At 70.3% G+C, this 23,918-nt stretch carries 20 protein-coding genes; 16 read left to right on the forward strand and 4 right to left on the reverse strand.

Annotated features, from left to right (window positions below; all coding sequences use genetic code 11):
- Window positions 1-9: 9 nt before the first annotated feature.
- From A3OM_RS0108160 to A3OM_RS0108175, 4 genes are all read right to left on the reverse strand, one after another.
- Window positions 10-1,347: a BCD family MFS transporter gene (locus A3OM_RS0108160; RefSeq protein WP_018043250.1), complete on the reverse strand. Its 1,338-nt coding sequence runs from the start codon at window positions 1,345-1,347 to the stop codon at window positions 10-12.
- The gene (gene chlG / locus A3OM_RS0108165; protein WP_018043251.1) at window positions 1,347-2,270 is read right to left on the reverse strand and encodes a chlorophyll synthase ChlG; all 924 of its coding nucleotides are present in this window, start codon (window positions 2,268-2,270) and stop codon (window positions 1,347-1,349) included. Before chlG ends, A3OM_RS0108160 begins: the two co-directional genes overlap by 1 nt.
- A 103-nt stretch (window positions 2,271-2,373) precedes the next feature.
- The gene (gene ppsR / locus A3OM_RS0108170; protein ID WP_026175837.1) at window positions 2,374-3,810 is read right to left on the reverse strand and encodes a transcriptional regulator PpsR; all 1,437 of its coding nucleotides are present in this window, start codon (window positions 3,808-3,810) and stop codon (window positions 2,374-2,376) included.
- A 44-nt stretch (window positions 3,811-3,854) separates the two neighbouring features.
- Entirely contained in the window at window positions 3,855-4,598 is a 744-nt protein-coding gene (locus A3OM_RS0108175) for a cobalamin B12-binding domain-containing protein (protein WP_018043253.1), read from the reverse strand.
- A gap of 444 nt (window positions 4,599-5,042) precedes the next feature.
- Here A3OM_RS0108175 and bchF point away from each other — a divergent pair, with 444 nt between their 5' ends.
- The 16 genes from bchF (at window position 5,043) to A3OM_RS0108255 (ending at window position 23,913) form a co-directional block, all read left to right on the forward strand.
- A complete protein-coding gene (gene bchF / locus A3OM_RS23660) occupies window positions 5,043-5,549 on the forward strand; it encodes a 2-vinyl bacteriochlorophyllide hydratase (protein ID WP_018043254.1) in 507 nt (168 codons plus the stop codon).
- Complete coding sequence (locus A3OM_RS0108185; RefSeq protein ID WP_018043255.1) at window positions 5,546-6,829, forward strand: ferredoxin:protochlorophyllide reductase (ATP-dependent) subunit N; 1,284 nt, start codon at window positions 5,546-5,548, stop codon at window positions 6,827-6,829. Before bchF ends, A3OM_RS0108185 begins: the two co-directional genes overlap by 4 nt.
- A gap of 4 nt (window positions 6,830-6,833) precedes the next feature.
- Window positions 6,834-8,480: a ferredoxin:protochlorophyllide reductase (ATP-dependent) subunit B gene (gene bchB / locus A3OM_RS0108190; protein ID WP_018043256.1), complete on the forward strand. Its 1,647-nt coding sequence runs from the start codon at window positions 6,834-6,836 to the stop codon at window positions 8,478-8,480.
- Window positions 8,455-12,165, forward strand: a complete 3,711-nt coding sequence (locus tag A3OM_RS0108195) for a magnesium chelatase subunit H (RefSeq protein WP_018043257.1) — start codon at window positions 8,455-8,457, stop codon at window positions 12,163-12,165. The genes bchB and A3OM_RS0108195 overlap by 26 nt, the downstream gene beginning before the upstream one ends.
- The gene (bchL, locus tag A3OM_RS0108200; RefSeq protein ID WP_018043258.1) at window positions 12,162-13,055 is read left to right on the forward strand and encodes a ferredoxin:protochlorophyllide reductase (ATP-dependent) iron-sulfur ATP-binding protein; all 894 of its coding nucleotides are present in this window, start codon (window positions 12,162-12,164) and stop codon (window positions 13,053-13,055) included. Before A3OM_RS0108195 ends, bchL begins: the two co-directional genes overlap by 4 nt.
- Window positions 13,056-13,067: 12 nt before the next feature.
- Window positions 13,068-13,811, forward strand: a complete 744-nt coding sequence (gene bchM / locus A3OM_RS0108205; protein WP_018043259.1) for a magnesium protoporphyrin IX methyltransferase — start codon at window positions 13,068-13,070, stop codon at window positions 13,809-13,811.
- Window positions 13,808-15,268 (forward strand): BCD family MFS transporter, encoded by a 1,461-nt coding sequence (locus A3OM_RS0108210; RefSeq protein ID WP_018043260.1) that lies wholly within the window; start codon window positions 13,808-13,810, stop codon window positions 15,266-15,268. Before bchM ends, A3OM_RS0108210 begins: the two co-directional genes overlap by 4 nt.
- A gap of 2 nt (window positions 15,269-15,270) precedes the next feature.
- Complete coding sequence (puhA, locus tag A3OM_RS0108215; protein WP_018043261.1) at window positions 15,271-16,044, forward strand: photosynthetic reaction center subunit H; 774 nt, start codon at window positions 15,271-15,273, stop codon at window positions 16,042-16,044.
- A complete protein-coding gene (gene puhB / locus A3OM_RS0108220; RefSeq protein WP_018043262.1) occupies window positions 16,041-16,727 on the forward strand; it encodes a photosynthetic complex putative assembly protein PuhB in 687 nt (228 codons plus the stop codon). The genes puhA and puhB overlap by 4 nt, the downstream gene beginning before the upstream one ends.
- An 18-nt stretch (window positions 16,728-16,745) precedes the next feature.
- Complete coding sequence (gene puhC, locus A3OM_RS0108225) at window positions 16,746-17,219, forward strand: photosynthetic complex assembly protein PuhC (protein WP_018043263.1); 474 nt, start codon at window positions 16,746-16,748, stop codon at window positions 17,217-17,219.
- Window positions 17,216-17,515, forward strand: a complete 300-nt coding sequence (locus tag A3OM_RS0108230) for a hypothetical protein (RefSeq protein ID WP_018043264.1) — start codon at window positions 17,216-17,218, stop codon at window positions 17,513-17,515. Before puhC ends, A3OM_RS0108230 begins: the two co-directional genes overlap by 4 nt.
- Window positions 17,516-17,565: 50 nt before the next feature.
- Window positions 17,566-18,603: a magnesium-protoporphyrin IX monomethyl ester (oxidative) cyclase gene (gene acsF / locus A3OM_RS0108235; protein ID WP_085984256.1), complete on the forward strand. Its 1,038-nt coding sequence runs from the start codon at window positions 17,566-17,568 to the stop codon at window positions 18,601-18,603.
- Between the two features lie 11 nt (window positions 18,604-18,614).
- Window positions 18,615-19,532: a putative photosynthetic complex assembly protein PuhE gene (gene puhE, locus A3OM_RS0108240; RefSeq protein WP_018043266.1), complete on the forward strand. Its 918-nt coding sequence runs from the start codon at window positions 18,615-18,617 to the stop codon at window positions 19,530-19,532.
- A 67-nt stretch (window positions 19,533-19,599) separates the two neighbouring features.
- Entirely contained in the window at window positions 19,600-20,817 is a 1,218-nt protein-coding gene (gene hemA, locus A3OM_RS0108245) for a 5-aminolevulinate synthase (protein WP_018043267.1), read from the forward strand.
- Window positions 20,818-21,178: 361 nt separating this feature from the next.
- A complete protein-coding gene (gene bchI, locus A3OM_RS0108250; protein ID WP_051074386.1) occupies window positions 21,179-22,153 on the forward strand; it encodes a magnesium chelatase ATPase subunit I in 975 nt (324 codons plus the stop codon).
- The gene (locus tag A3OM_RS0108255; RefSeq protein WP_018043269.1) at window positions 22,150-23,913 is read left to right on the forward strand and encodes a magnesium chelatase subunit D; all 1,764 of its coding nucleotides are present in this window, start codon (window positions 22,150-22,152) and stop codon (window positions 23,911-23,913) included. Before bchI ends, A3OM_RS0108255 begins: the two co-directional genes overlap by 4 nt.
- The last annotated feature ends 5 nt before the right edge of the window (window positions 23,914-23,918 follow it).

The raw sequence follows: 23,918 nt of genomic DNA on the forward strand, positions 1-23,918 counted from the left end.
GGACTCACCTCAGCGATAGCGGGGTTGAAGCACGGGCCGTCGCGGGCGGGCGGCACGGCGCAGCAGCGTCGCGCCCGCGTGCTCGATCCTGAGGGCGAGGAGCGCGCCCACCAGGAACAGGGCGGCCTCGGCCAGGAACACGGCGGCATAGGCATGGACCGGCTCGGGGCTGACGAGACGGGCGAGATCCACCGCCATGGTCCCGAGGAAGCCGCCGGCCCCGAAGGCGACGCCCTGGGCCGCGCCCCAGACCCCCATCCGGGTGCCGCGCTCGGCCTCGCCGCCGGCACCCGCCAGGCCCATCATCGAGCCGATGGCGGCCACGGCGAACATGCCGTTGAACAGGCCGAGGGCGAAGACCGCGACGCGCAGGGGGAAGTCCGGGCCGATCAGGCCGCCTCCGGCGATCCCCGCCAGCGCCAGGGCCGAACCGGCGCAGCCGGTGGCGGTCCACAGTTTCAGCGAGCCGAGATAGGGGCCGCCGATCCCCATGGTGAGGCCGGCCACCGTGAGCATGCCGGCGAGCACGCCGCCATGCTGCAGACCCGAGAGCTTGGTGGTGACGCCGGGCGTCATCGCGAAGACGAGGCCGGCGAAGGGTTCGAGGATGAGCTCCTGCGCGCTGTAGGCCAGCATCGCCACGAAGATGAAAACGGTGAAGCGGCGCGAGGCCGGCTCGGCCCAGACCCGTGCCAGCACCTCGCGGAACGGCCGCTTGGGGGCGCCCTCCGCATGGCTGGACGGCGCCCGCCCCGGCTCGATGCCGCCGACCGCGAGCACGGCCAGGAGGAAAGCGACGAGCGAGACCGTGCCCGACACGGCCACCAGCCGGGCGCCGGAGAACGGATCGAGGAAATGTCCGGCGATCGGCGCGGTGATGGCGAAACCCGCGATCATCATCACCCAGACGATGGTGGCCGCAGCCCCCCGGCGGCGCGCCTCGACGCCGCCGGCCAGGAGCACGAGGAGGGAGGTGCCCGCGGCACCCGCCCCCATGCCCACGGTGAGGAAGGACAGGATCGCCAGAGCGATGCCGGCGGAAAGATGGGTTTCCATGAGGGCGGTCGCCGCCGCCGCGCCGAAGCCGCCGAGGCACAGCGCGGCCATGCCGCCGACGATCCAGGGCGTGCGTCGCCCGCCCATATCCGAGCCGTAGCCCCAGCGCGGGCGCAGGACCTGGACGGCGTAATGGAGGGTCACGAGGGCGCCGGGAATCATCGCCGGCAAGGCGAGCTCCACCACCATGACCCGGTTGAGGGTCGAGGTCATGAGGACGACCACGGCACCCAAAGCGGTCTGGACGAGGCCGAGGCGGACGATGGCGAGCCAGCCCAAGGTCGGCGCCATCACGCGGCTCCCTGCTGCGCGAGGGCCCTGAGGGCGAAGGCCGCCACCAGCATGCCGAGCACGTAGAGGGTGGTGCCGGTGCCGTTGTACCAGGCCGCCTTTTCGCGAGGGTTCTTCAACAGGCGGGACATCAGGACGAGTTGCGCGGCGAGCAGGCCGGCGACGAAGACCGCATGCCCGGACCGGTCCCAGGCGTAGAGGAGGGCGATCACCGCCAGCTGGGGCAGGGCCATGACGAGGCAGGCGAGGCGGGCGGCCCGGTCGGTCCCGAGCTGGACCGGCAGCGAGCGGAGATTCAGGCGCGCATCCCCTTCCACGGACTTGAAATCGTTGAGGGTCATGATGCCGTGGGCGCCCACGGAATAGAGAAAGGCCACGGTGAGGATGCGGTGGTCGGGCAGGGCGCCGGCCATCACGGCGGCACCGGTGAACCAGGGCAGGCCCTCGTAGCAGAGCCCCACCGCGGCGTTGCCCCACCACCCGTTCTGCTTCAGCCTCAAGGGCGGCGCGCTGTAGATCCAGGCGAGGACCAGCCCGAACAGGGCGGCATAGAGGATCCAGACCCCCAGGGCGGCCGCGACGGAGAGGGAGAGGGCGGTCCAGGCCAGCGCCACGTAGAGGCCCCAGCGGCCGGGCATCCGGCCGGACGGGATCGGCCGGTTCGGCTCGTTGATCGCGTCGACATGGCGGTCGTACCAGTCGTTGGCCGCCTGCGAGGTGGCGCAGACCAGGGGGCCGGCGAGCACGATCCCGGCGACGATGACCGGCCAGTGCCCGCTCGCCGGAACCCCGGAAGAGACCACCCCGCAGGCAAAGGCCCACATCGGCGCGAACCAGGTGATCGGCTTCAGCAGCTCCAGCAGGGCGCTGGGAGCGGGCAGTCCGCGGATGGCGGAAGGAGCGGAGGAGACCGACGTTGCCATGACGTCGAAGCTAGGTTCCGACGCCTCGGTGTGTCAAGTTTGATTTACACTTGGGCCGACAAATAAGGGCGACAGTCGGACGCAGGCCGCCCGTCGCCGAGGCTCATTCGTCGTCGGCCAGATCCGGCCCGTCGAGGTCACCGATCCCGTAGCGGCGCAGCTTGGCGTAGAGCCCCTGGCGGCTGAGGCCCAGCATCTCGGCGGCCGAGGCGCGGTTGTCGCGGGTGATGCGCAGGGCGGCCTCGATACAGAGGCGCTCGATCAGGTCCGTCGATTCGCGCACCAGGTTCTTCATGGAGACCCGCCCGACCAGCTCGGTCATCTGCTCGACGGACCGCGGCAATTCCCGCCCGCCGGGCGCGGCGGCGGTGCGGCGGGGGGTCGAGCGGATGGTGAAGCCGAGGCAGGGCTGACCGCCGCCGGGAACCGCCACGGCGGCGACCTCGACCTCCTCCACCGACCCGTACTCGCCGCGCAGGCTCGTGGCGTAGTGGCGCACGGAGCCGTGGTGGCCGAGGGTGGAGAACAGGGCGGCGGCCTCGGTCTCCTCGCGCCCGAGCCAGCGGTCGAGGGGTTCGCCGCGCACCTGCTCCTCGGTGGCGAGTTGCACAAGATCGAGGAAGGCGGAGTTGGCCGCGAGGATGCGCCGCTGCGGATCGGTGACGACGAAGCCCTCCGGCAGGCTCTGGATCACGTCGAGGGCCGAGGCCCCGCTCCGGCTCGGGGAAGCCGCGTCGGTGGGCTCGGCCGACAGCCGCAGGAGGGCGCTGGTGGCGTTTTCCTGCCGGAACAGCGAGGCGGCGACGCGGGTCTCGCCGCGACCGTTGCCGAGACGGGCGACGAGGTCGCCCGCCTGTCCGGTCACGCGCAGGCCGGCGAAGAGCGATTCGAGCTCGCGGGTGCTGCCCGCATCGAACAGGTCCACCACGTCCTGACCGATGATGCGCTTCTCCACGCGGCCGATGAGGCGGGCGGCGGCCGGGTTCACCTCGGTGACCCGGCGCGTGGCGGCATCCACCACCAGGACCGGCTCGCCGGCGAGCTGGAACAGCAGGCGGTAACGGGTCTCGGCGCCGCGCAGGCGCAGGTAGTCGCGCTCCAGCGCCTGCTGGGTCTCGGCGAGCTTGCGCTGCAGCGCCGCCATCGCACGCAGGTTGCGGCCGATGACGATCACCGGGCCGCCGGTCTCCAGGCGCATGGCCGAGTAGCGCACCGGCAGGTCGATGCCCGTGGCGGAGGGATGGTTCACCTGGCGCCAGCGCGTGACCGCGCCGGGGGCCGCGTCACGCAGGAGGGCGGCGATCTTGGGCCGGCTCTCGACGGTGACGGTGTCCACCCAGAGCTGGCCGAGCCAGGTCTCGCAGCCCTCGTCGGTGAAATCGGCATTGCCGAAGGCCGCATCGCGGATGACCCCGTCCGCGTCGACGATCAACGCGAGGTCCGTCGCCGCGGCGACGAGGAGCCCGGCCGCCTCCGCATCGAGGGGACCGAGGGTTTTGCGAAGCGCTGCGAACGTTTCCGCCGCTGCAGGGAGTGCCAGACTGGTCAAGGATCACCACGATGTGACGACGTCGAGCCGGTCTTTCAGCAGGGTCTGGCCCGCGGATCAAGCAAGCTCTCGGCAATGGAAATGGCGAGACGGGCATCGCTCGCCGTCGCGTCAGCGCCGACGAGAACCGAATGGTCGGGGTTTTCGGTGAAGATCGGCCCACCGACCATGACACGAACCGACGGATTGCGCGAGGCGCGCCGAAGCTCCGCCACCATGTTCGCGAGGGCCGGAAGGAGGGTTTCGGAGCCGAGCGACACCCCGATCACGTCGAACCAGCCCGTGCGGGCGGTCCGGATCGGGTCGGGGTGGAGCTCGTGCGCCGCGCTCGTGACGTCCCATCCTGCATCGCGGAAGAAACGCTCGATGAGGGAGAGGCCGAAGCTGTGCGTCTCGCCCGGGCAGGCCATCAGGAAGATGCTGCGCCCGTGCGGGTCCGGCGCCGGCTCCGAGCGGAACCGGGCGGTGAGGTCGTGCATGATGCGCTGGAGGCGCCCCATGGCGATGGTGAGCTCCGCGAAATCGCAGAGATCCTCCTCCCACAGGTGGCCGAGATGGCGTGCCGTGGGGGCGAGGAGGTCGAGGAGCAGGCTGTCGAGGGCGAGGCCGTCGTCGATGAGGACGACGATCCGGCTCTCCACATCGTCGCAATCGGGCGCGAGCACCAGGGCGGCGAACTCGGCGATCTGGTCCGGCGTCGGCAGGATTCCGGGACGCTCGGAGCGGGGGTCGGCCCGGTGGGCCAGCATCAACCGCGGGATGATCTCGGCTTCGACCACGCTGGCGAGGTCACGGTCCCAGGCCGGGCTCCGATCCTGAAACGGCCGATCGGGATATAATGCACTATTACGTTGCGGATGGACTTCGCTGGACGACCTCTCAAACATCGAGGCCGCCCGAAGCGAACTGACGTCATCCATTGGAACCTCCCAATGTTGCTGACGGCTTCTTGATCCAGCTCGATCTTGAGTGTCGAACTTCGCATCATCGACTTGCGAATGCCTTTGACGCTGCGAGCAACATGAAAATGGTTACAAGCGGGCCTTGACGATGACGATACCGGTTACCAACGATTTGGCAATCCCGCCTCTCACATTATTATGCATCAAATCTGTAAAATGAAAACGACGTAAAGCTAGCTTGACACTCTTCCGGCGGGTTCCTAACCTCCTCTCAACGGGCCTCCGACCATGCGGGGCCGGGTTCAAGACGGGGTGGAGCCGATGCCTGCAAGAGGAGGCCAGCCGAGACGACCTCTCTATTCGCCGGCCGAGCGCGCCCGGCGAGACGCCTCCGCCTGGACTCTGGTTCAGGGCATCCTCGCGCCGCTCCAGTTCCTGGTCTTCCTCGTCAGCCTCGGCCTGGTCCTGCGCACGTTGGCGACGGGGGAGGGCGCGTCGGCCGCCAACGCCTCCATCGTGGTCAAGACCCTCGTCCTCTACGCGATCATGGTCACCGGCTCGATCTGGGAGAAGGACGTCTTCGGGCGCTACCTCTTCGCCCCCGCCTTCTATTGGGAGGACATGGTCAGCATGCTCGTGCTGGCCCTCCACACCGCCTATCTCGTGGCGCTGGCCACGGGCGCCCTCGACACGACGGGGCTGATGCTCCTGGCGCTGGCCGCCTACGCCTCCTACGCCGTCAACGCCGCGCAATTCCTGCTGAAGCTGCGGGCCGCCCGCCTGCAGGCGTCGCCCCACGCCGTCCTCTTCACGGAGGGCGCGCGATGAATGCCCACGCTCCCGTCACGGCGTTCGAGAACGAGCACGGCCTGGAGATCCGGCAGGAACGCGGCCAGCGGGCGGTGTTCTGCGGGCTCACCGGCATCGTCTGGCTTCACCGCAAGATCCAGGACGCCTTCTTCCTCGTGGTGGGGTCGCGCACCTGCGCGCATCTCATCCAGTCGGCCGCCGGGGTGATGATCTTCGCCGAGCCGCGTTTCGCCACCGCCATCATGGACGAGCGCGATCTCGCCGGCCTCGCCGACATGAACGACGAACTCGACGCGGTGGTGGGCCGCCTCGTGGCGCGCCGGCCCGAGATCAAGCTCCTGTTCCTGGTGGGGTCGTGCCCCTCGGAAGTGATCAAGCTCGACCTGTCGCGCGCCGCCCAGAGGCTGTCGCGCAGCCTCGCGCCCGACGTGCGGGTGCTGAGCTATTCCGGGAGCGGCATCGAGACCACCTTCACGCAAGGGGAGGATGCCTGCCTCGCCTCCCTCGTGCCCGAGATGCCGGCCGAGGCGGCGCAGGCCGAGACCTCGCTCCTCGTGGTCGGCGCGCTCGCCGACGTGGTCGAGGACCAGTTCGCCCGGATCTTCTCGGAGTTGGGAATCGGCCCCGTGCGGTTCCTGCCCGCGCGCCGGGCCGGCGCAATGCCCCCTGTCGGGGAAAACACCCGCTACCTCCTGGCCCAGCCCTTCCTCGCCGACACGGCGCGGGCGCTGGAAGAGCGGGGCGCCACACGGCTCGCCGCTCCGTTCCCACTGGGAGCCGAAGGCACCACGGGCTGGCTCAAAGCGGCGGCGGAAGCCTTCGGCGTGTCGGCCGGACGGTTCGAGGCCGCCACCGCGCCGGGGCTGCGCCGGGCCGAGCAGGCGCTCGCCCCCTACCGGGCGATGCTGGCGCAGCGCCGGATCTTCTTCTTTCCCGATTCGCAGCTGGAAATCCCCCTGGCGCGCTTCCTCTCGCGGGAGATGGGCGCCGAACTGGTGGAAGTCGGCACCCCCTACCTCCATCGCGGGCATCTCGACCGCGAGATGGCCCTGCTACCGCGCGGCACCCGGATCGTGGAAGGGCAGAGCCTCGACGACCAGATGGACCGCTGCCGGCAGGCCCGGCCCGACCTCACCGTCTGCGGGCTCGGCCTCGCCAATCCGCTGGAGGCGGAAGGGCTCGCGACCAAATGGTCGATCGAGCTGCTGTTCACCCCGATCCAGGGCTACGACCAGGCCGGCGACCTCGCCGAGCTATTCGCGCGCCCCCTCGTCCGCCGTACCCGGCTGGAGGTGTAGCCCGATGCAGCTCACCGTCTGGACCTACGAGGGACCGCCCCATATCGGCGCCATGCGCGTCGCCACCGCGATGCGCGGCCTGCACTACGTGCTGCACGCCCCCCAGGGCGACACCTATGCCGATTTGCTGTTCACCATGATCGAGCGGCGCGATGCCCGCCCGCCGGTGACTTACACCACCTTCCAGGCGCGCGACCTCGGCTCGGACACCGCCGCGATCTTCAAGGACGCGGTCGCGGCCGCCTACGAGCGCTTCCGCCCCGAGGCGATGATCGTCGGCGCCTCCTGCACGGCGGAGCTGATCCAGGACGATCCCGGCGGTCTCGCCAAGGCCCTGGCCCTGCCGATCCCGGTGATCCCGCTGGACCTGCCCGCCTACCAGAAGAAGGAGAACTGGGGCGCCTCGGAGACCTTCTACCGGCTGGTGCGGACCCTGTGCGGACCGAAGGCGGAGACGGTCGGGAAGGCCGGACGGCGCCCGTCCTGCAACATCCTCGGCCCCACGGCCCTGGGCTTCCGCCACCGCGACGACCTCGTGGAGATCCGGACGCTTCTCGACGCCCTCGGCGTCGACGTGAACGTGGTGGCGCCGCTCGGCGCGAGCCCCGCCGATCTCGGCCGCCTCGGCGAGGCCGATTTCAACGTGGTGCTCTATCCCGAGATCGCGCGCGCCGCCGGGCAGCACCTCCAAAAGACCTTCGGCCAGCCGATGGTCGAGACCGTTCCGATCGGTGTCGCCGCCACGATCCGCTTCGTGGAGGAGGTGGCGGCGGTCGCCGGTGTCGATCCGGCCCCGGTCCTGTCCGGCGCGCCCTCGCGGCTGCCCTGGTATTCGCGCTCGGTCGATTCGACCTATCTCACGGGGAAACGCGTCTTCGTTTTCGGCGACGCCACCCATGCCCTCGCCGCCGCCCGGATCGCCGCCACCGAACTCGGCTTCAAGGTGGTGGGTCTCGGCAGCTATGCCCGCGAATTCGCCCGCGAGATCCGGGCCGAGGCGGCGCTCCACGGCATCGAGGCGACGATCACCGACGATTACCTCGAGGTGGAGGCGGCGATCCAGGCCAGCGCCGCCGAACTGGTGCTGGGCACGCAGATGGAGCGCCACATCGCCAAGCGTCTGGGCCTGCCCTGCGCGGTGATCTCGGCCCCGATCCACGTCCAGGATTTCCCCGCCCGGCACTCGCCGCAGATGGGGTTCGAGGGCGCCAACGTCCTGTTCGACACCTGGGTCCATCCCCTGATGATGGGGCTCGAAGAGCATCTGCTCGGCATGTTCCGCGAGGATTCCGAGTTCCACGCCGACGCCGCGCCCTCCCATCTCGGCCCCGGTCACCAGCCGCTACCTCCCCCCTCTGCGGGGGAGGGTGGCCCTCGCGTCAGCGAGGGTCGGGAGAGGGGAGTGCCAGTTCCGGAGAGGTCGCCCCCTCTCCCGCCTGCTCCGCAGGCACCCTCCCCCGCAGAGGGGGGAGGGTGCTCCGGTTCCGCACACAGCACGTGGGCTCCCGATGCCGAGAAAGAACTGAAAAAAATCCCGTTCTTCGTGCGGGGCAAAGCTCGCGCCAACACCGAACGCTTCGCCCGAGAGCGGGCGCTCCCCCTCATCACCGTCGAGACGCTGTACGATGCCAAAGCGCATTTCGGACGCTGAGCGTCCCGCCCTCAGCCTCGTCGTCGTGACGATGGACAACCACATGGCCAGCGCCCTGGAGCGCGCCCGTCACCGGCTGCGCGACGAGATGCCGGGGCTCACGCTCTGCTTCCACGCGGCGGCGGAATGGGACACCGACCCGGCGGCTTTGGCCGCCTGCAAGGCCGACATCGCCCGCGCCGACATCGTGGTCTCCACCATGCTGTTCATGGACGAGCACGTCCGCGCCATCCATCCGGCACTGCTCGCCCGCCGCCCGCATTGCGACGCGATGATCGGCTGCCTCTCGGCCAGCGAGATCGTCAAGACCACCCGCCTCAACCGCTTCGACATGGACGGCACCAAAAGCGGCGCCCTCGAATTCCTGAAGAAGCTGCGCGGCAAGACCGGTGCCCAGGGCAACGGCGCCCGCCAGATGGCGATGATCCGCCGGCTGCCCAAGATCCTGCGCTTCATCCCCGGCTCGGCCCAGGATGTCAGGGCCTATTTCCTCACCCTGCAATACTGGCTCTCGGGCTCGGACGAGAACATCGCCAACCTCGTACGCTTCCTCGTCGGCCGCTACGCCGCCGGGCCGCGCGAGAGCTGGCGCCGGATCGCCGCCGCGCCGGCGCCCCTGAGCTACCCCGAGACCGGTCTCTACCACCCGCGCATGAAGGGCCGGATCGGCGAGGATCCCTCGCGGCTGCCGGTTCCGTCCGCAGGGGTGAAGGGCCGCGTCGGCCTGCTGGTGATGCGCTCCTACGTGCTCGCCGGGAACACCGCCCATTACGACGGCGTCATCGCCGCCATCGAGGCGCGCGGGCTCAGTGTCGTGCCGGCCTTCGCCAGCGGCCTCGACAACCGTCCGGCGGTGGAGGCGTTCTTCCGGAGCAACGGCCGGCCCGCCATCGACGCCCTCGTCTCGCTCACCGGGTTCTCCCTGGTGGGCGGCCCCGCCTACAACGACGCGGCCGCCGCCGAGACCACCCTGCGCGACCTCGACGTCCCCTACCTCGCCGCGCACGCCCTCGAATTCCAGACCGTGGAGCAGTGGGAGGCCTCCGACCGCGGCCTCTCCCCCGTGGAGGCCACCATGATGGTGGCGATCCCCGAACTCGACGGGGCCACCGCGCCGATGGTGTTCGGCGGCCGTTCCAGCCGCTCGCCCGGCGCCAATGCCCGAGACATGAGCGTCCATTCCGAGCGGGCCGACATGCTCGCCGCCCGTGTCGAGCGCCTCGTCTCCCTGCGCCGCAAGGACAGGGCCGCGCGCAAGGTGGCCATCGTCCTGTTCGGCTTCCCGCCCAATGCCGGGAGCATCGGCACCGCCGCCTTCCTCTCGGTCTACCAGTCCCTCCACAACACCCTGAAGGGCCTGAAGGCCGACGGCTACGACGTCGCGGTGCCCGACAGCGTCGACGATTTGCGCAACGCGGTGCTGGCCGGCAACGCCGCCCGCTATGGCACCAGCGCCAACGTCCATCACCGCATCCCGGCCGACGACCATGTCCGGCGCGAGCGGCATCTCTCCGAGATCGAGGCGCAATGGGGTCCGGCGCCGGGGCGCCAGAACAGCAACGGCTCACAGATCTTCGTGCTGGGCGCGCAGTTCGGCAACGTCTTCGTCGGCGTGCAGCCGGGCTTCGGCTACGAGGGCGACCCGATGCGGCTGCTGTTCGAGCGCGGCTTTGCCCCGACCCACGCCTTCTCCGCCTTCTACCGGTACCTGCGCGAGGATTTCCGCGCCGACGCCGTTCTGCATTTCGGCACCCACGGGGCGCTCGAATTCATGCCCGGCAAGCAGACCGGCCTGTCGGATTCCTGCTGGCCCGAGCGCCTGATCGGGCCGCTGCCCAACGTCTACCTCTACGCCGCCAACAACCCCTCCGAGGGCATGATCGCCAAGCGCCGCTCGGCCGCCACCATGGTGAGCTACCTCACCCCGAGTCTCACCCAGGCCGGGCTCTACCGGGGCCTCATCGACCTCAAGGCTTCCATCGAGCGCTGGCGCGGCCTGGAGCCCGAGGCGGAAGCCGAGCGCCGCGACCTCGGCCAGATGATCCAGGCGCAGGGTTCCGCCCTCGACCTGACATCGGCCGAGCCGGCCTGGTTCGGGGACATGTCCGGCAGGGTCCTGGCGCTGGGCCTCGCACTCAGTGAACTCGAACACACCCTGATCCCGCACGGGATGCACGTGGTCGGGGAAGGCACGCCCCCCGAGGAGCGGATCGACCTGCTGCTCGCCCTGGCCGACGCGTCGGGCGGCCTGAAGCCCGACCGCGCCGGCATCGAAGCCCTGGTGGCGGGAGCCCCCCTCGACCGGGCGCTGGCCGAAGCGGGCCTGCCCCTCGACGAGGAGCACCGCGCCGCCTTCGCCGCCCTGCGCGACACCGACGCCCTGCTGGCGCACGACCACGAGCTTCACGCCCTGCTGCGGGCGCTCGACGGCCGCTTCATCGCCCCGGTCGCCGGCGGCGACCTCCTGCGCAACCCGTCCGTACTGCCCACGGGACGCAACATCCACGGCTTCGACCCCTACCGCCTGCCCTCCGCCTTCGCGGTGGCCGACGGCACGCGGCAGGTCGCCCGCATCCTCGCCCGCTACCGCGACGAGGGCGCGCCCCTGCCCGAGAGCATCGCCCTGGTCCTCTGGGGCACCGACAACCTGAAGAGCGAGGGCGGCCCCATCGCCCAGGCCCTGGCCCTGATCGGCGCGAGCCCGCGCTTCGACGGCTACGGCCGCCTCTGCGGCGCGACGCTGATCCCCCTCGAAGAGCTCGGCCGCCCACGCATCGACGTGGTGGTGACCCTGTCGGGCATCTTTCGCGATCTGCTCCCTCTCCAGACCAAGCTGCTGGCGGAAGCCTCCTATCTCGCGGCCACCGCCGACGAGCCGTCAGAGCGGAACTTCGTGCGCAAGCATGCCCTCGCCCACATGGACGAGCACGGCATCGACATGGAGACCGCCGCCCTGCGGGTGTTCTCCAACGCCGAGGGCACCTACGGCGCCAACGTCAACAACCTCGTCGAATCCGGCCGCTGGGAGGACGAGGACGAGATCAGCGAGACCTTTTCGCGGCGTAAATCCTTCGCCTATGGCCGCAACGGCCGGCCCACCGCCCAGCGGGCCCTGATGGGCAGCGTGCTCGCCAAGGTCGATCTCGCTTACCAGAACCTCGATTCGGTGGAGGTCGGGGTGACCTCCGTCGACCATTACTTCGACGGTCTGGGCGGGATGGGCCGGGCGGTGGCCCGCGCCAAGGGCGAGGCCGTGCCGATCTTCATCAGCGACCAGACACGGGGGGAGGGCGTCGTGCGCTCCCTCTCCGAGCAGGTCTCCCTGGAGACCCGGACCCGCATGCTCAACCCGAAATGGACCGAGGGCATGCTCGGCCACGGCTACGAGGGCGTGCGCCAGATCGAGGCGCATCTCACCAACACCATGGGCTGGTCGGCCACCTCCAACGCCGTCGCGCCCTGGATCTACCAGCGCATCACCGAAACCTACCTCCTCGATCCGGCGATGCGCGAGCGCCTCGCCGCCCTCAACCCGACCGCGTCCGCCAAGGTCGCGCATCGGCTGATCGAGGCGCACCAGCGCGGCTTCTGGACTCCCGACGCGGCCACGCGCGACGCGCTCGACCGTGCCGAGGAGGAGCTCGAAGACCGTCTCGAAGGCATCACCGCAGGGGTCGCCGCATGAACATCGCCATCCGTAATCCCGTGGCCTCGCGCCGCGAGGAAGGCAGCCTCCAGGTCGAGCTCGATCCGGCGCTGAAGATCGGCACCGCCAAAGTCTTTGCCGTCTACGGCAAGGGCGGAATCGGGAAGTCCACCACCTCGTCGAATCTGTCGGTGGCGTTCTCGAAGCTCGGGAAACGCGTGCTGCAGATTGGCTGCGACCCGAAACACGATTCGACCTTCACCCTGACGAAGCGCCTCGCACCCACGGTGATCGATGCCCTGGAGGCGGTGCAGTTCCATTCCGAGGAATTGCGGATCGAGGATTTCGTGGCCGAGGGCTATAACGGCGTCATGTGCGTCGAGGCCGGCGGCCCCCCCGCGGGCACCGGCTGCGGCGGCTACGTGGTCGGCCAGACGGTGAAGCTCCTCAAGGAGCATCACCTTCTCGAAGACACCGACGTGGTCATCTTCGACGTGCTGGGAGACGTGGTCTGCGGCGGCTTCGCCTCGCCGCTCCAGCATGCCGACCAGGCACTGATCGTCACCGCCAACGACTTCGATTCGATCTTCGCCATGAACCGGATCGTGGCCGCGATCCATTCGAAGTCGAAGAACTATCCGGTGCGGCTGGGCGGCGTCATCGCCAACCGCTCGGCCAAGACCGACGAGATCGACCGCTTCAACGCGGCCGTCGGCCTGGAGCGCATCGCTCATTTCCCCGATCTCGACGTGGTCCGGCGCTCGCGCCTCAAGAAATCGACCCTGTTCGAGATGGAGCCGACGCCGGAACTCATCGCGGTGACGGACGAGTACATGCGGCTGGCCGCCCATCTCTGGGCCGGCGGCAAGCCGCTCTCGGCGATGCCGATGAAGGACCGCGACCTGTTCGAGTTCCTCGGGTTCGATTGAGGGTTAAGCGCCATGACGAGCACCAGCTACGCGGCGCGCCGGTCGCAACTGACAACCTATTTCGACCGCACGGCGGTGGAGGCCTGGGCGCGCCTCACCACGGACGCCCCGGTCTCGAAGATCCGCGCCACGGTGCGGGCGGGGCGGGACGCCATGCGAGCGAACCTGCTCTCCTGGCTGCCCGACGATCTCACGGGCCGGCGCATCCTCGATGCCGGCTGCGGGACGGGAGCCCTCGGCGTCGAGGCCGCCCGGCGGGGAGCGGAGGTGGTCGCCATCGACGTCTCGCCGACGCTGGTGGATCTGGCCCGCGAGCGCAGCGCCGAGCTTCTCGGCGGTCACCGCATCGACTTCCGCGTCGGCGACATGCTCGACCCCCGGCTCGGGCGCTTCGACCACGTGGTGGCGATGGACTCGCTCATCCATTACAACGCCGGCGACATCGTCCGGGCGCTCGCCGAGTTGGGGCTGCGCACCGACGGGTCCCTGGTCTTCACCGTGGCCCCGCGCACGGCGCTCCTCACGCTGATGCACGCCGCGGGCCGGCTCTTCCCGCGCGGCGACCGGGCGCCCGCCATCGTGCCTATCACCGAAGGCGGCCTGCGCCGCAGGATCGGCGGGGAGGCCGCGCTCGCCGGGTTCGCCGTGGGGCGGACGCAGCGGGTCAACAGCGGGTTCTACCTCTCTAACGCCGTCGAGCTAAAGCGCCTCGACCCTCCCCATCCCTTCCCGCAAGGGGGAGGGCGCCTGTCATGAAACCCGCCGATCTCACCGCCCGCCTGCTCACGCGCCTCGGCCCCGGTCTGATGCCGTTCCTGCCCTTCGCCGACGCGGCGACGCCGGAACTGCCGCTGGGTCGGCTTCTGCGGCTGTCGCTGTTCCAGGTGACGGTGGGCATGGCCGCCGTGCTCCTCATCGGCACCCTCAACCGGGTGATGATCGTCGAGCTCGAAGTCCCGGCCTGGATCGTGGCGGTGATGCTGTCGCTGCCCCTGGTGTTCGCCCCCCTGCGGGCGCTGGTTGGCTTTCGCTCGGACAGGCACCGCTCGGTCCTCGGCTGGCGCCGTGTCCCCTACATCTGGTTCGGCACGCTGCTGCAGTTCGGCGGGCTCGCCATCATGCCGTTCTCCCTGCTGATCCTGTCGGGCGACACCACCGGTCCGGTCTGGCCCGGCCATGTGGCGGCGGCGCTCTCTTTCGTCATGGTGGGGGCCGGCCTCCACACCACCCAGACCGTGGGGCTGGCGCTCGCCACCGATCTCGCCCCCGCCCATGCCCGGCCGAGGGTGGTGGCGCTGCTTTGCGCGATGCTGCTAGCCGGCATGATGATCAGCGCCATCGCCTTTGGCCTGCTGCTGGCGAACTTCTCGGCCCTGCGGTTGATCCAGGTGATCCAGGGCGCGGCCGTCGTGACCATTGTTCTCAACGGCATCGCCCTGTGGAAGCAGGAGGCGCGACGGCCCGGACGCACGGCGACGGACCTGCCGCGCCCGAGCTTCTCGCAATCCTGGGCCGCCTATGCCGGCAGCGGCCTCGCCCGCCGGCGCCTCGTGGCCACGGGGCTGGGCACCGCCGCCTTCTCGATGCAGGACATCCTGCTCGAACCCTATGGCGGCCAGATCCTGCACCTGCCGGTCGCCGCCACCACGGCGCTCACCGCCATGCTCGCGGCCGGGGGTGGGGTCGGCCTGCTTCTGGCCGCGCGCTGGCTCGGCCGGGGCGGCGATCCGTTCCGGGTGGCGGCCGCCGGCAGCGGGGTCGGCATCATGGCCTTCTCGGCGGTGATCTTCGCGGCCCCCCTCGCCTCGGCCCAGCTCTTCGCCACCGGCGTCACCCTCATCGGCCTCGGCGGCGGATTGTTCGCCCACGGCACGCTCACCGCCTCCATGGCGAAGGCCGGGCCGGAGGATACCGGCCTGGCACTCGGCGCCTGGGGCGCGGTCCAGGCCAGTGCGGCCGGCATCGCCATCGCCGCGAGCGGCATCCTGCGGGACGTGGGCTCCAGCCTCTCGGCATCAGGCGCGCTCGGCGAGGCCATGAGCGATCCGTCCGTCGGCTACCTCATCGTCTACCACATCGAGATCGCCCTGCTGTTCGCGACCCTCGTCGCCATCGGACCGCTGGTCCGCGACACCGACAGTCGTGACACCCCCACACGCGGCAGGGAGGCACGCGCCCTCCTGCCGTCCCCTGTTCCCGGTCAAGGAGCCTGATCATGCCAAGAGGTGAAATCACGGGCTATGTCGATGTCGCCCAGGTCGTGCTCTACGCGTTCTGGATCTTCTTCGCCGGCCTCGTCTTCTACCTGCGCCAGGAGGACCGCCGCGAAGGCTATCCCCTGGAGAGCGAAGCGGCCGGCCGCCTCAAGCGCCCCGACCCGATCCTGATCCCGAGCCCGAAGCAATTCCTGCTCTCCAACGGCCTGGTGAAGACCGCCCCCCAGACCGACATGCAGCCGGCCTGGAACTACAAGGGCCACAAGCGCGAGGTCTGGCCCGGCTCGCCGCTCGAGCCGGACGGCGATGGCCTGCACGACCAGATCGGCCCCGGCTCCTACGCCGATCGCGACGATCACCACGACCGCACCTGGGACGACGAGAAGCGGATCGTTCCGCTTCGGGTCGCCGAGCATTTCGTGGTCCACGAGGACGGCCCGAACCCGATCGGCATGACCGTGTTCGGCGCCGACCGGCAGGTGGCCGGCACCGTCACCGATCTCTGGATCGACCGCGGCGAATCCATGGTCCGCTACATCGAGGTCGAGCTCGGCTCGGGCGGGCGCCGGGTGCTGATGCCCAACACCTTCTGCCGGACCGGGCGGTTCTCGCGCACGGTGAAGACCGAGGCCCTGCTGGCCCACCAGTTCGCCGACATCCCCGGCCAGAAGGACCCGGATTCGGTGACCCTCTACGAGGAGGAGCGGATCATGGCCTTCTTCGGCGCCGGCACCCTCTACGCCACGGCCGAACGCCAGGAGCCGTTCCTGTGAGCCGCGCCGCGAAATCCCCCCTCGGCGTGCCCGCCAACGCCTTCGACGCGCCGCCCGGCCTGCCCGCGCCGCTGCCTCCCGGAGAACATATCCTCTGGCAGGGTCGTCCCTGCGCCTTCGGCATCGCCGCGCGGGCGCTGCATGCCCGCCTCGTCGGCCTCTGGTTCGTCGGGCTGGCCCTGTGGGCGGCGATCCCGCCCCTCGGCGAGGGTGCCTTCGGACAGGCGGTGCATCTGGCCGGTCCGACCCTCCTCGTCGGTGCCGGCGCGGTCGCGCTCCTCGGCCTCCTCGGCTGGCTCTCGGCGCGCTCGACCACCTACACCATCACCAACCGCCGGGTGGTGATGCGCCTCGGCATCGCGCTGCCGATGACCCTCAACCTGCCCTTCAGCCTGATCGAGGGCGCGGGGTGCAAGGTCTTTACGGACGGGAGTGGTGACCTGCCTTTACGCCTGCGCAGGGGCAACCGCGTCGCCTACCTTCACCTGTGGCCTCACGCCCGTCCCTGGGCCGTCACCAACCCCGAACCGATGATGCGATCGGTGCCTGATGCGAAGCGCGCCGCCGAAATCCTTGCCCGCGCACTGTCAAGCGCACTTGACACAACAGAGGAAACTGGGACTCCTATGGTTATCGCGCGGCAACGGCCCGTTCGCCCGCCGCGCCTCGCCAACGCGAGTTGAAATCAGGGAGGAGACGCGATGACGGCGAAGGCTGATGCCGCCCGGATTCCGCGACCGCTGGTCATCGGGGCGCTCGGGCTCATGGGGTTCGTGACCGTCGTGGTGGGGGTCGGCCGCAGTGAGGGGATCGGCCTCTCGCACATGCCGCCGGCCCGGATCGTCCGCTCCGTCGATCTGACCCCGGAGGACCGTGCCGACGGCGCCATCGTCATTCGGGATGCCCGGACCCAGGACGTCATCACCACCGTCGAGCCCGGCCAGGACAATTTCGTCCGCGCCACCCTGCGCGGTTTCGGCCAGGCCCGCCTGCGCGCCGGCCTCGGCCGGGAGCAGCCCTTCCGCCTGACGCGCCTGACAGACGGCGGCCTCGAACTCTCCGACCCGTCGACGGGCCGCGCCGTCAATCTCGGCGCCTTCGGCCCGTCGAACTTCGTCGCCTTCACGAGGCTCCTCCCCGAGACGAGGCTCGCCGACAGCGGAGCGGTCCGATGATCGCGTCGTTCGGACGTCGCATTGTCGAGGTGCCCTGCACCGTCGAGATCGAGCAGACCCCCGAGACGCTCCACGCCCATGTGACCCTGGACGCCGCGTTCGAGATCGAGCCGGGCGACGAGGTCCAGGTCCACGACGCGCCGACATCCGTGCCCTACGGCGAGCGCCTCGTGGTCCGCCGCACCGCCACGGTCACCCGTGCCGGCATCCTGGAGCGGCTCTGGACCAAGTTCACCGGCCATTTCGAGCTCACCGAACTCTACGAAGTCAGCTTCTCAGAGAGGAGGCGCCTGTGAACGTCTCGATCCAGCACCAAGGCCCGAAGTGCGTCACGCCCAAGCTGCCCATGAACGAGGGCACCAAGGCCGCCCAGGAGACGACCTTCCTTTCACCCCGCTTCTACACCACCGATTTCGAGGAACTCGACCGCACCGATGTGGAGCCCGTGCGCAAGCAATGGGACATCCTGATCGCGGAACTACGCGCCGACCCGAACAAGCGCCACTTCACCCGCAACGAGGAGTTCGACCTCGACATGTCCGGCCTCGACCCGGACCTGCGCAAGGAATTCATGGATTTCCTCGTCTCCTCGATCACCGCCGAGTTCTCGGGCTGCGTGCTCTATGCGGAGATGAGGAAGCGCGCCAAGAACCCAGACATCCGCGAGCTGTTCGGCTTCATGAGCCGGGACGAGGCGCGCCATGCCGGCTTCATCAACGACGTGCTCAAGGATTTCGGTATCGGCGTCGACTTGGGATTCCTGACGAAGTCGAAGAAGTACACCTTCTTCCGGCCGAAGTTCATCTTCTACGCCACCTATCTCTCCGAGAAGATCGGCTACGCCCGCTACATCACGATCTTCAGGGAGCTGGAGCGCAACCCGGACCGGCGTTTCCACCCGATCTTCAAGTGGTTCGAGAAGTGGTGCAACGACGAGTTCCGCCACGGCGAGGCTTTCGCGCTGCTGATGCGCGCCAACCCCAAGCTGACCACGGGGATCAACCGCTACTGGATCAAGTTCTTCCTGCTCGCCGTCTTCGCGACCATGTATGTGCGCGACCATTGCCGGCCGCATTTCCACAAGGCGCTCGGGGTCGATCCGACCGATTACGACTTCAAGGTGTTCCGGATCACCTCCGACATCTCGAAACAGACCTTCCCGCTCACCCTCGATCTCGACAATCCGAAGTTCAAGGCGGCTCTCGACCGGCTTCTCGTCTGTTCCAACAAGCTCGCCGACGCCAAGGCGCAGGGCGGGATCGTGGGCAGGCTGAAACAGGGCGCGTGGATCGCGGCCTCGGCGGTGAACTTCGTCCGGCTCTATGCCCTGCCCACCATCGACAACCCGATGCCCGCCGAAATCCGCCTCGAGCCGGTCTGGTAGGACGCGGGAGGATGGCCGCCCACGCCGTTCCCGCGCTCTATGCGGTGCTGATCTGGTGGTTCTCCACCGGGCTCATCATCCTGCTCGATCACCGCCCCCGCCATACCCATCCCTGGAGCATGGCGGCCGGCACCCTGGTGCTGGTGGCCGCGCTCTACGCCATCGGCGCCAGCGCCGGGGACACCAGCGAGGCGGGCGCCTACACGGCGTTCACGGCTTCACTCCTCGTCTGGGGCTGGCAGGAGATGAGCTATTACATGGGCTACGTCGCGGGGCCGCGCAAAACCGGCTGCCCTCCCACGACGACCGGGTTCGCCCTGTTCCGGGCGGCGGCGGCCACGAGCCTGTGGCACGAGGCGGCCATCGTCGCCGGGATGGCCGGCATTCTCGCCCTGACCTGGGCTGAGCCCAACAAATTCGCCCTGTGGACCTACCTGATCCTCTGGGGAATGAACCTTTCGGCGCGGCTCAACATGTTCCTCGGCGTGCGCAACCTCAACGCCGAGTTCCTGCCCGAACGCCTCGGCTACCTCGCCTGCTTCCTCAGGAACCGGCGCATGAACGCGCTCTTCCCGTTCTCGGTCGGCATCGCCGCCCTCGTGACGATCCTGCTCGCGTGGGCCGCGATGGGGGAGGGGATCGGCGCCCACGAGGTGGCCGGCTTCACCATCGTCACCACGCTGATGGCGCTGGCGACCCTGGAACACGGCTTCCTGATGCTGCCCCTGCCCTCGGCGGCCCTGTGGGCCTGGAGCCTGCCGAAGGCTGCGGGCACCCCGAACCCTCCCGCCTATGCGGGGGAGGGTGCCTGCGGAACGGGCGTGAGGGGGGTCGGCACAGGCTTTTCCGGAGAGGCGGCTCCCCTCTCCCGACCCTCGCTCACACGAGGGCCACCCTCCCCCGCAGAGGGGGGAGGGAGCGCTCTCTGACGCTCCAGCACGACGAGTCTCAAGCAGCCAACGCGAAACATCGCGATCCATAGGGAAGGGGACGGCCATGAACTACGAAGACTTCTTCGGCGATGCCTTGTCCGGTCTCCACCGCGAGGGCCGCTACCGCGTCTTCACCGATCTCGAGCGCCGGAACGGCCGCTTCCCCCACGCCACCCATCACAGCCCGGGCGGGCAGCGCCCGGTGACCGTCTGGTGCTCCAACGACTATCTCGGCATGGGCCAGAACCCGGTCGTGCTCGATGCCATGCACGAGGCGCTCGACCGCTGCGGCGCCGGGGCGGGCGGCACCCGCAACATCTCCGGCACCAACCATTACCACGTGCTTCTGGAGCAGGAGCTCGCCGACCTCCACCGCAAGGAGGCGGCCCTGCTCTTCACCTCCGGCTACGTCTCGAACTGGGCGGCGCTGGGCACGCTCGCCGGCAAGCTGCCGGGCTGCGTCGTGCTTTCGGATGCCGAGAACCACGCCTCGATGATCGAAGGCATCAAGGCGTCCCGCGCCGAGCGCCACATCTTCCGCCACAACGACCCGGAAGACCTCGACCGCAAGCTGCGGATGATCGACCCGGCGCGGCCCAAGCTCGTGGCCTTCGAGTCGGTCTATTCCATGGACGGCGACATCGCGCCCATCGCGGAGATCTGCGACGTCGCCGAAGCGCATGGCGCGCTCACCTATCTCGACGAGGTCCACGCGGTCGGCCTCTACGGCCCGCGCGGCGGCGGCATTTCCGAGCGGGAGGGCCTCGCCCACCGCCTCGACGTCATCGAGGGCACGCTCGGCAAGGCCTTCGCGGTGCATGGGGGCTACATCACCGGCTCGGCCAAGCTCTGCGATTTCGTCCGCAGCTTCGCCTCCGGCTTCATCTTCACCACCTCGCTGCCGCCCGCCGTGGCGGCGGGGGCCGCTGCGAGCATCAAGCACCTGAAGGCCAGCGGCACCGAGCGCGCCCGGCACCAGGAGCGGGTCGCCCAGGTCCGCGCCCGGCTCGACGCCGCCGGCATCCCCTATCTCCCCAATGACAGCCACATCGTGCCCGTCATGGTCGGCGACCCTGTCCTGTGCAAGGCGATCAGCGACACGCTGCTCGACGAGTTCGGCATCTACGTCCAGCCGATCAACTACCCCACCGTGCCGCGCGGGACCGAGCGCCTGCGCATCACCCCGTCGCCGCTGCATTCGGACGCCGACATCGACCATCTCGTCGGTGCGCTGTCCGCCATCTGGACGCGGATGGGCGTGGAGCAGGCGGCGGCGGAGTGAAGGCAAGAACCCTCCCCCCTCCGCGGGGGAGGGTGCCTGCGGAGCAGGCGGGAGAGGGGTCGCCCCCTCCGGAACCGGCGCTCCCCTCTCCCGACCCGCTTCGCGGGCCACCCTCTCCCGCAGAGGGGAGAGGGAGAGGCGCACACCATGTCGAGACACTGGGAGACGGCCTATGGTCCTGAATGGAACGACCCGAACGGTGTCTCCCGGATCAGCCTCCCATCCTCGCTCTCGTCCCGAGGCGCAGGAGCGCAAGGTGGGCCTCGACGAGGCCCTCCGGAAGCCCCGAGGCGACCCCGAACCGTCCATCACGGCCCCGCCCATCACCTTCCCGTTCTCCGCCATCGTCGGCCAGGACGAGATGCGGCGGGCTCTGATGATCGCGGCGGTGGACCCGTCCGTAGGCGGCGTCCTCGTCTTCGGTGACCGGGGCACCGGCAAGTCCACCGCGATCCGGGGCCTCGCCGCCCTGCTGCCGCCGATGAAGGCGGTGGTCGGCTGTCCTTATTCCTGCGACCCCGGCAAACCCGCCGGCGAGTGCCCGCATTGTTCCGGCCGCGCCGACGCCAGACGAAGCCACCTCGCGCCGGTGCCGGTGGTGGACTTGCCGCTGGGCGCCACCGAGGACCGGGTGGTGGGCGCCCTCGACCTCGAACGGGCGCTCACCCGTGGCGAGAAGGCGTTCGAGCCCGGCCTGCTGGCCCGGGCCAATCGCGGCTTCCTCTACATCGACGAGGTCAACCTCCTCGACGACCACCTCGTCGATCTCCTCCTCGACGTGGCGGCCTCCGGGATCAACACCGTGGAGCGCGAGGGGTTGAGCATCCGGCACCCGGCGAAGTTCGTTCTGGTGGGCAGCGGCAACCCGGAGGAGGGCGAGCTGCGGCCCCAGCTCCTCGACCGGTTCGGCCTCGCCGTGGAGGTGACGACGCCCACCGACCTGCCCACCCGCATCGACGTGGTGCGCCGGCGCGACGCCTACGAGCGCGACCCCGCGGGGTTCTGCGCCGGCTATGCCAAGGCCGACCGGGCGCTGCAGAAGCGCCTCACCGCCGCCAGGGCGCGCCTTGCCGGGCTCGACATGCCCGATGCGACCCTGGAGGCCGCGGCCCGGCTCTGCCTCGCTCTGGGCACCGACGGCCTGCGCGGCGAGCTGACTTTGATGCGCACCGCCCGGGCGCTGGCCGCCTATGAGGGGGCCGACACCGTGGGGATCGACCATCTCCGGCAGGTCGCGCCATCGGCCTTGCGCCACCGCCTGCGCCGCAACCCGCTCGACGAATCCGGCTCCACCGCCCGCGTCGCGCGAGCGGTGGAGGAGGTGCTGGGGGCGTGAGCGAGGGTCTGGCGATCTGGGCCGACGCCCTGCTTGTCGCCCGGCTCGTGGCCGTAGACCCGCATGGCTGCGGCGGCGTGGTGGTGCGTGCCGGGGCTGGCCCGGTGCGCGACCGCTGGCTCGACATCGTTCGCGAAAACCTCAACCCCGGCAAGCCGTTACGGCGGATGCCGGCGGGCATCGCCGAGGATCGGCTCGTCGGCGGGCTCGACCTCGCGGCGACGCTCGCCGCCGGGCGGCCTGTGGCCCAGGCCGGGCTGCTGGCCGAGGCCGATGGGGGGCTTCTCGTCGCCGCGATGGCGGAGCGGATGGGGCAGGGCACCGCCGCGCATCTCGCCGCCGCCCTCGATACCGGGCGTCTGAGGGTGGAGCGGGACGGGCTGGCGGAGACCCGGCCGGCGAGGTTCGGGCTCGTCCTCCTCGACGAGGGGATCGGCGAGGACGAGGCCGCCCCGGCCGCCCTGGCCGACCGGCTGGCCTTCCATCTCGACCTCACGACCGTTCCGCCGAGCGCCATGCGACCGGTGCTTCGACCGCCATGCGACGGCCTTTCGCCGGAATCCGAAACGCCGCCGCATGGCGGTGGGCGGAGCGGCCACGATCCCGTCGCCGAGCTGAGCGAGGTCGCGGCCCGGCTCGGCATCGCCTCGTTGCGCGCGCCGCTCCTTGCCCTCCGGGTCGCCCGCCTCCTCGCCCGCCTCGACGGCCGCGCCGAGATCGCCGAGGCGGATGTGCGGGAGGCCGCGCGCCTCGTCCTCGGCCACCGCGCCACCCGCCTGCCGGAACGCGAGTCGTCCCCCGAGGAGGAGGAGCGGGAGGAGGGCGCGCCGGAGACGCCGCCGCCTCCGGACGGGGCGGCCCCCGGCCCCGACCCGAAGGAGGGCACCGCGTCCCCCCCCGACGACCGCATCGTCGAGGCCGCCCGCGCCGCGATTCCCGCCGGGCTCCTGGCGCTGCTGATGCGGGACGGCCCGCGCCTGCGGATGCCAAGGGCCGGCAAGGCCGGGGCGAAGGCCGTCTCCGCCCGCTCCGGCCGGCCCATGGGCGCGCGGCCGGGCGATCCCCGCCGGGGCCGGCTCGATCTCATCGCGACCTTGCGCGCCGCGGCCCCCTGGCAGGGCCTCCGCCGGCCGGCGGAGGGGGGCGGCACCTGTCTCATGATCCGCCCCGACGACATCCGAATCACCCGGTTCCGGCAGCGGACCGAGACCACGACGATCTTCACCGTGGACGCCTCCGGCTCCTCCGCCCTGGAGCGGCTGGCCGAGGCCAAGGGGGCCGTCGAGCTCCTCCTCGCCGAGGCCTATACGCGGCGGGACAAGGTCGCCCTCGTCGCCTTTCGGCGTGCCGGCGCGGAACTGGTCCTCGCGCCGACGCGCTCCCTGGTGCGGGCGCGGCGCGGGCTCGCGGCCCTGCCCGGAGGCGGTGGGACGCCGCTCGCCGCCGGCATCGACGCCGCCGGAGCGGTCGCCCTCGGGGTCAGGCGCGGCGGCGGGACGCCGGTGGTGGTGATGCTCACCGATGGACGGGCCAACGTCGCCCGCTCAGGCATCGCCGGGCGGGAGCGCGCGGGCGAGGATTCGCTCAAGGCCGCCCGCCTTTTCCGCGAGGCGGATGTCCGCGCCATCCTGATCGACACCGCCCAGAGGCCGCAGGAGTCGGCGCGCCGCCTCGCCGCCGCCATGGGGGCGCGCTATCTGCCCCTGCCCCATGCCGATGCGGGGGCGATGAGCGCCGCGATCCGGTCGGCGAGGGAATAAAGGGT

The organism is Methylobacterium sp. 88A (assembly GCF_000376345.1).
GTDB lineage: Bacteria > Pseudomonadota > Alphaproteobacteria > Rhizobiales > Beijerinckiaceae > Methylobacterium > Methylobacterium bullatum.

Excerpts from the sequence above, each read along its gene's own strand:
- A3OM_RS0108195 (WP_018043257.1), top strand. The coding sequence starts at position 8,455 with ATGCCAAAGCGCATTTCGGACGCTGAGCGTCCCGCCCTCAGCCTCGTC.
- puhE (WP_018043266.1), top strand. The coding sequence starts at position 18,615 with ATGGCCGCCCACGCCGTTCCCGCGCTCTATGCGGTGCTGATCTGGTGG.
- bchL (WP_018043258.1), top strand. The coding sequence starts at position 12,162 with ATGAACATCGCCATCCGTAATCCCGTGGCCTCGCGCCGCGAGGAAGGC.
- acsF (WP_085984256.1), top strand. The coding sequence starts at position 17,566 with ATGAACGAGGGCACCAAGGCCGCCCAGGAGACGACCTTCCTTTCACCC.
- bchI (WP_051074386.1), top strand. The coding sequence starts at position 21,179 with ATGCGGCGGGCTCTGATGATCGCGGCGGTGGACCCGTCCGTAGGCGGC.
- puhC (WP_018043263.1), top strand. The coding sequence starts at position 16,746 with ATGACGGCGAAGGCTGATGCCGCCCGGATTCCGCGACCGCTGGTCATC.
- hemA (WP_018043267.1), top strand. The coding sequence starts at position 19,600 with ATGAACTACGAAGACTTCTTCGGCGATGCCTTGTCCGGTCTCCACCGC.
- A3OM_RS0108230 (WP_018043264.1), top strand. The coding sequence starts at position 17,216 with ATGATCGCGTCGTTCGGACGTCGCATTGTCGAGGTGCCCTGCACCGTC.
- puhA (WP_018043261.1), top strand. The coding sequence starts at position 15,271 with ATGCCAAGAGGTGAAATCACGGGCTATGTCGATGTCGCCCAGGTCGTG.
- A3OM_RS0108160 (WP_018043250.1), bottom strand. The coding sequence starts at position 1,347 with ATGGCGCCGACCTTGGGCTGGCTCGCCATCGTCCGCCTCGGCCTCGTC.
- bchB (WP_018043256.1), top strand. The coding sequence starts at position 6,834 with ATGCAGCTCACCGTCTGGACCTACGAGGGACCGCCCCATATCGGCGCC.
- A3OM_RS0108210 (WP_018043260.1), top strand. The coding sequence starts at position 13,808 with ATGAAACCCGCCGATCTCACCGCCCGCCTGCTCACGCGCCTCGGCCCC.
- A3OM_RS0108185 (WP_018043255.1), top strand. The coding sequence starts at position 5,546 with ATGAATGCCCACGCTCCCGTCACGGCGTTCGAGAACGAGCACGGCCTG.
- chlG (WP_018043251.1), bottom strand. The coding sequence starts at position 2,270 with ATGGCAACGTCGGTCTCCTCCGCTCCTTCCGCCATCCGCGGACTGCCC.
- bchF (WP_018043254.1), top strand. The coding sequence starts at position 5,043 with ATGCCTGCAAGAGGAGGCCAGCCGAGACGACCTCTCTATTCGCCGGCC.
- bchM (WP_018043259.1), top strand. The coding sequence starts at position 13,068 with ATGACGAGCACCAGCTACGCGGCGCGCCGGTCGCAACTGACAACCTAT.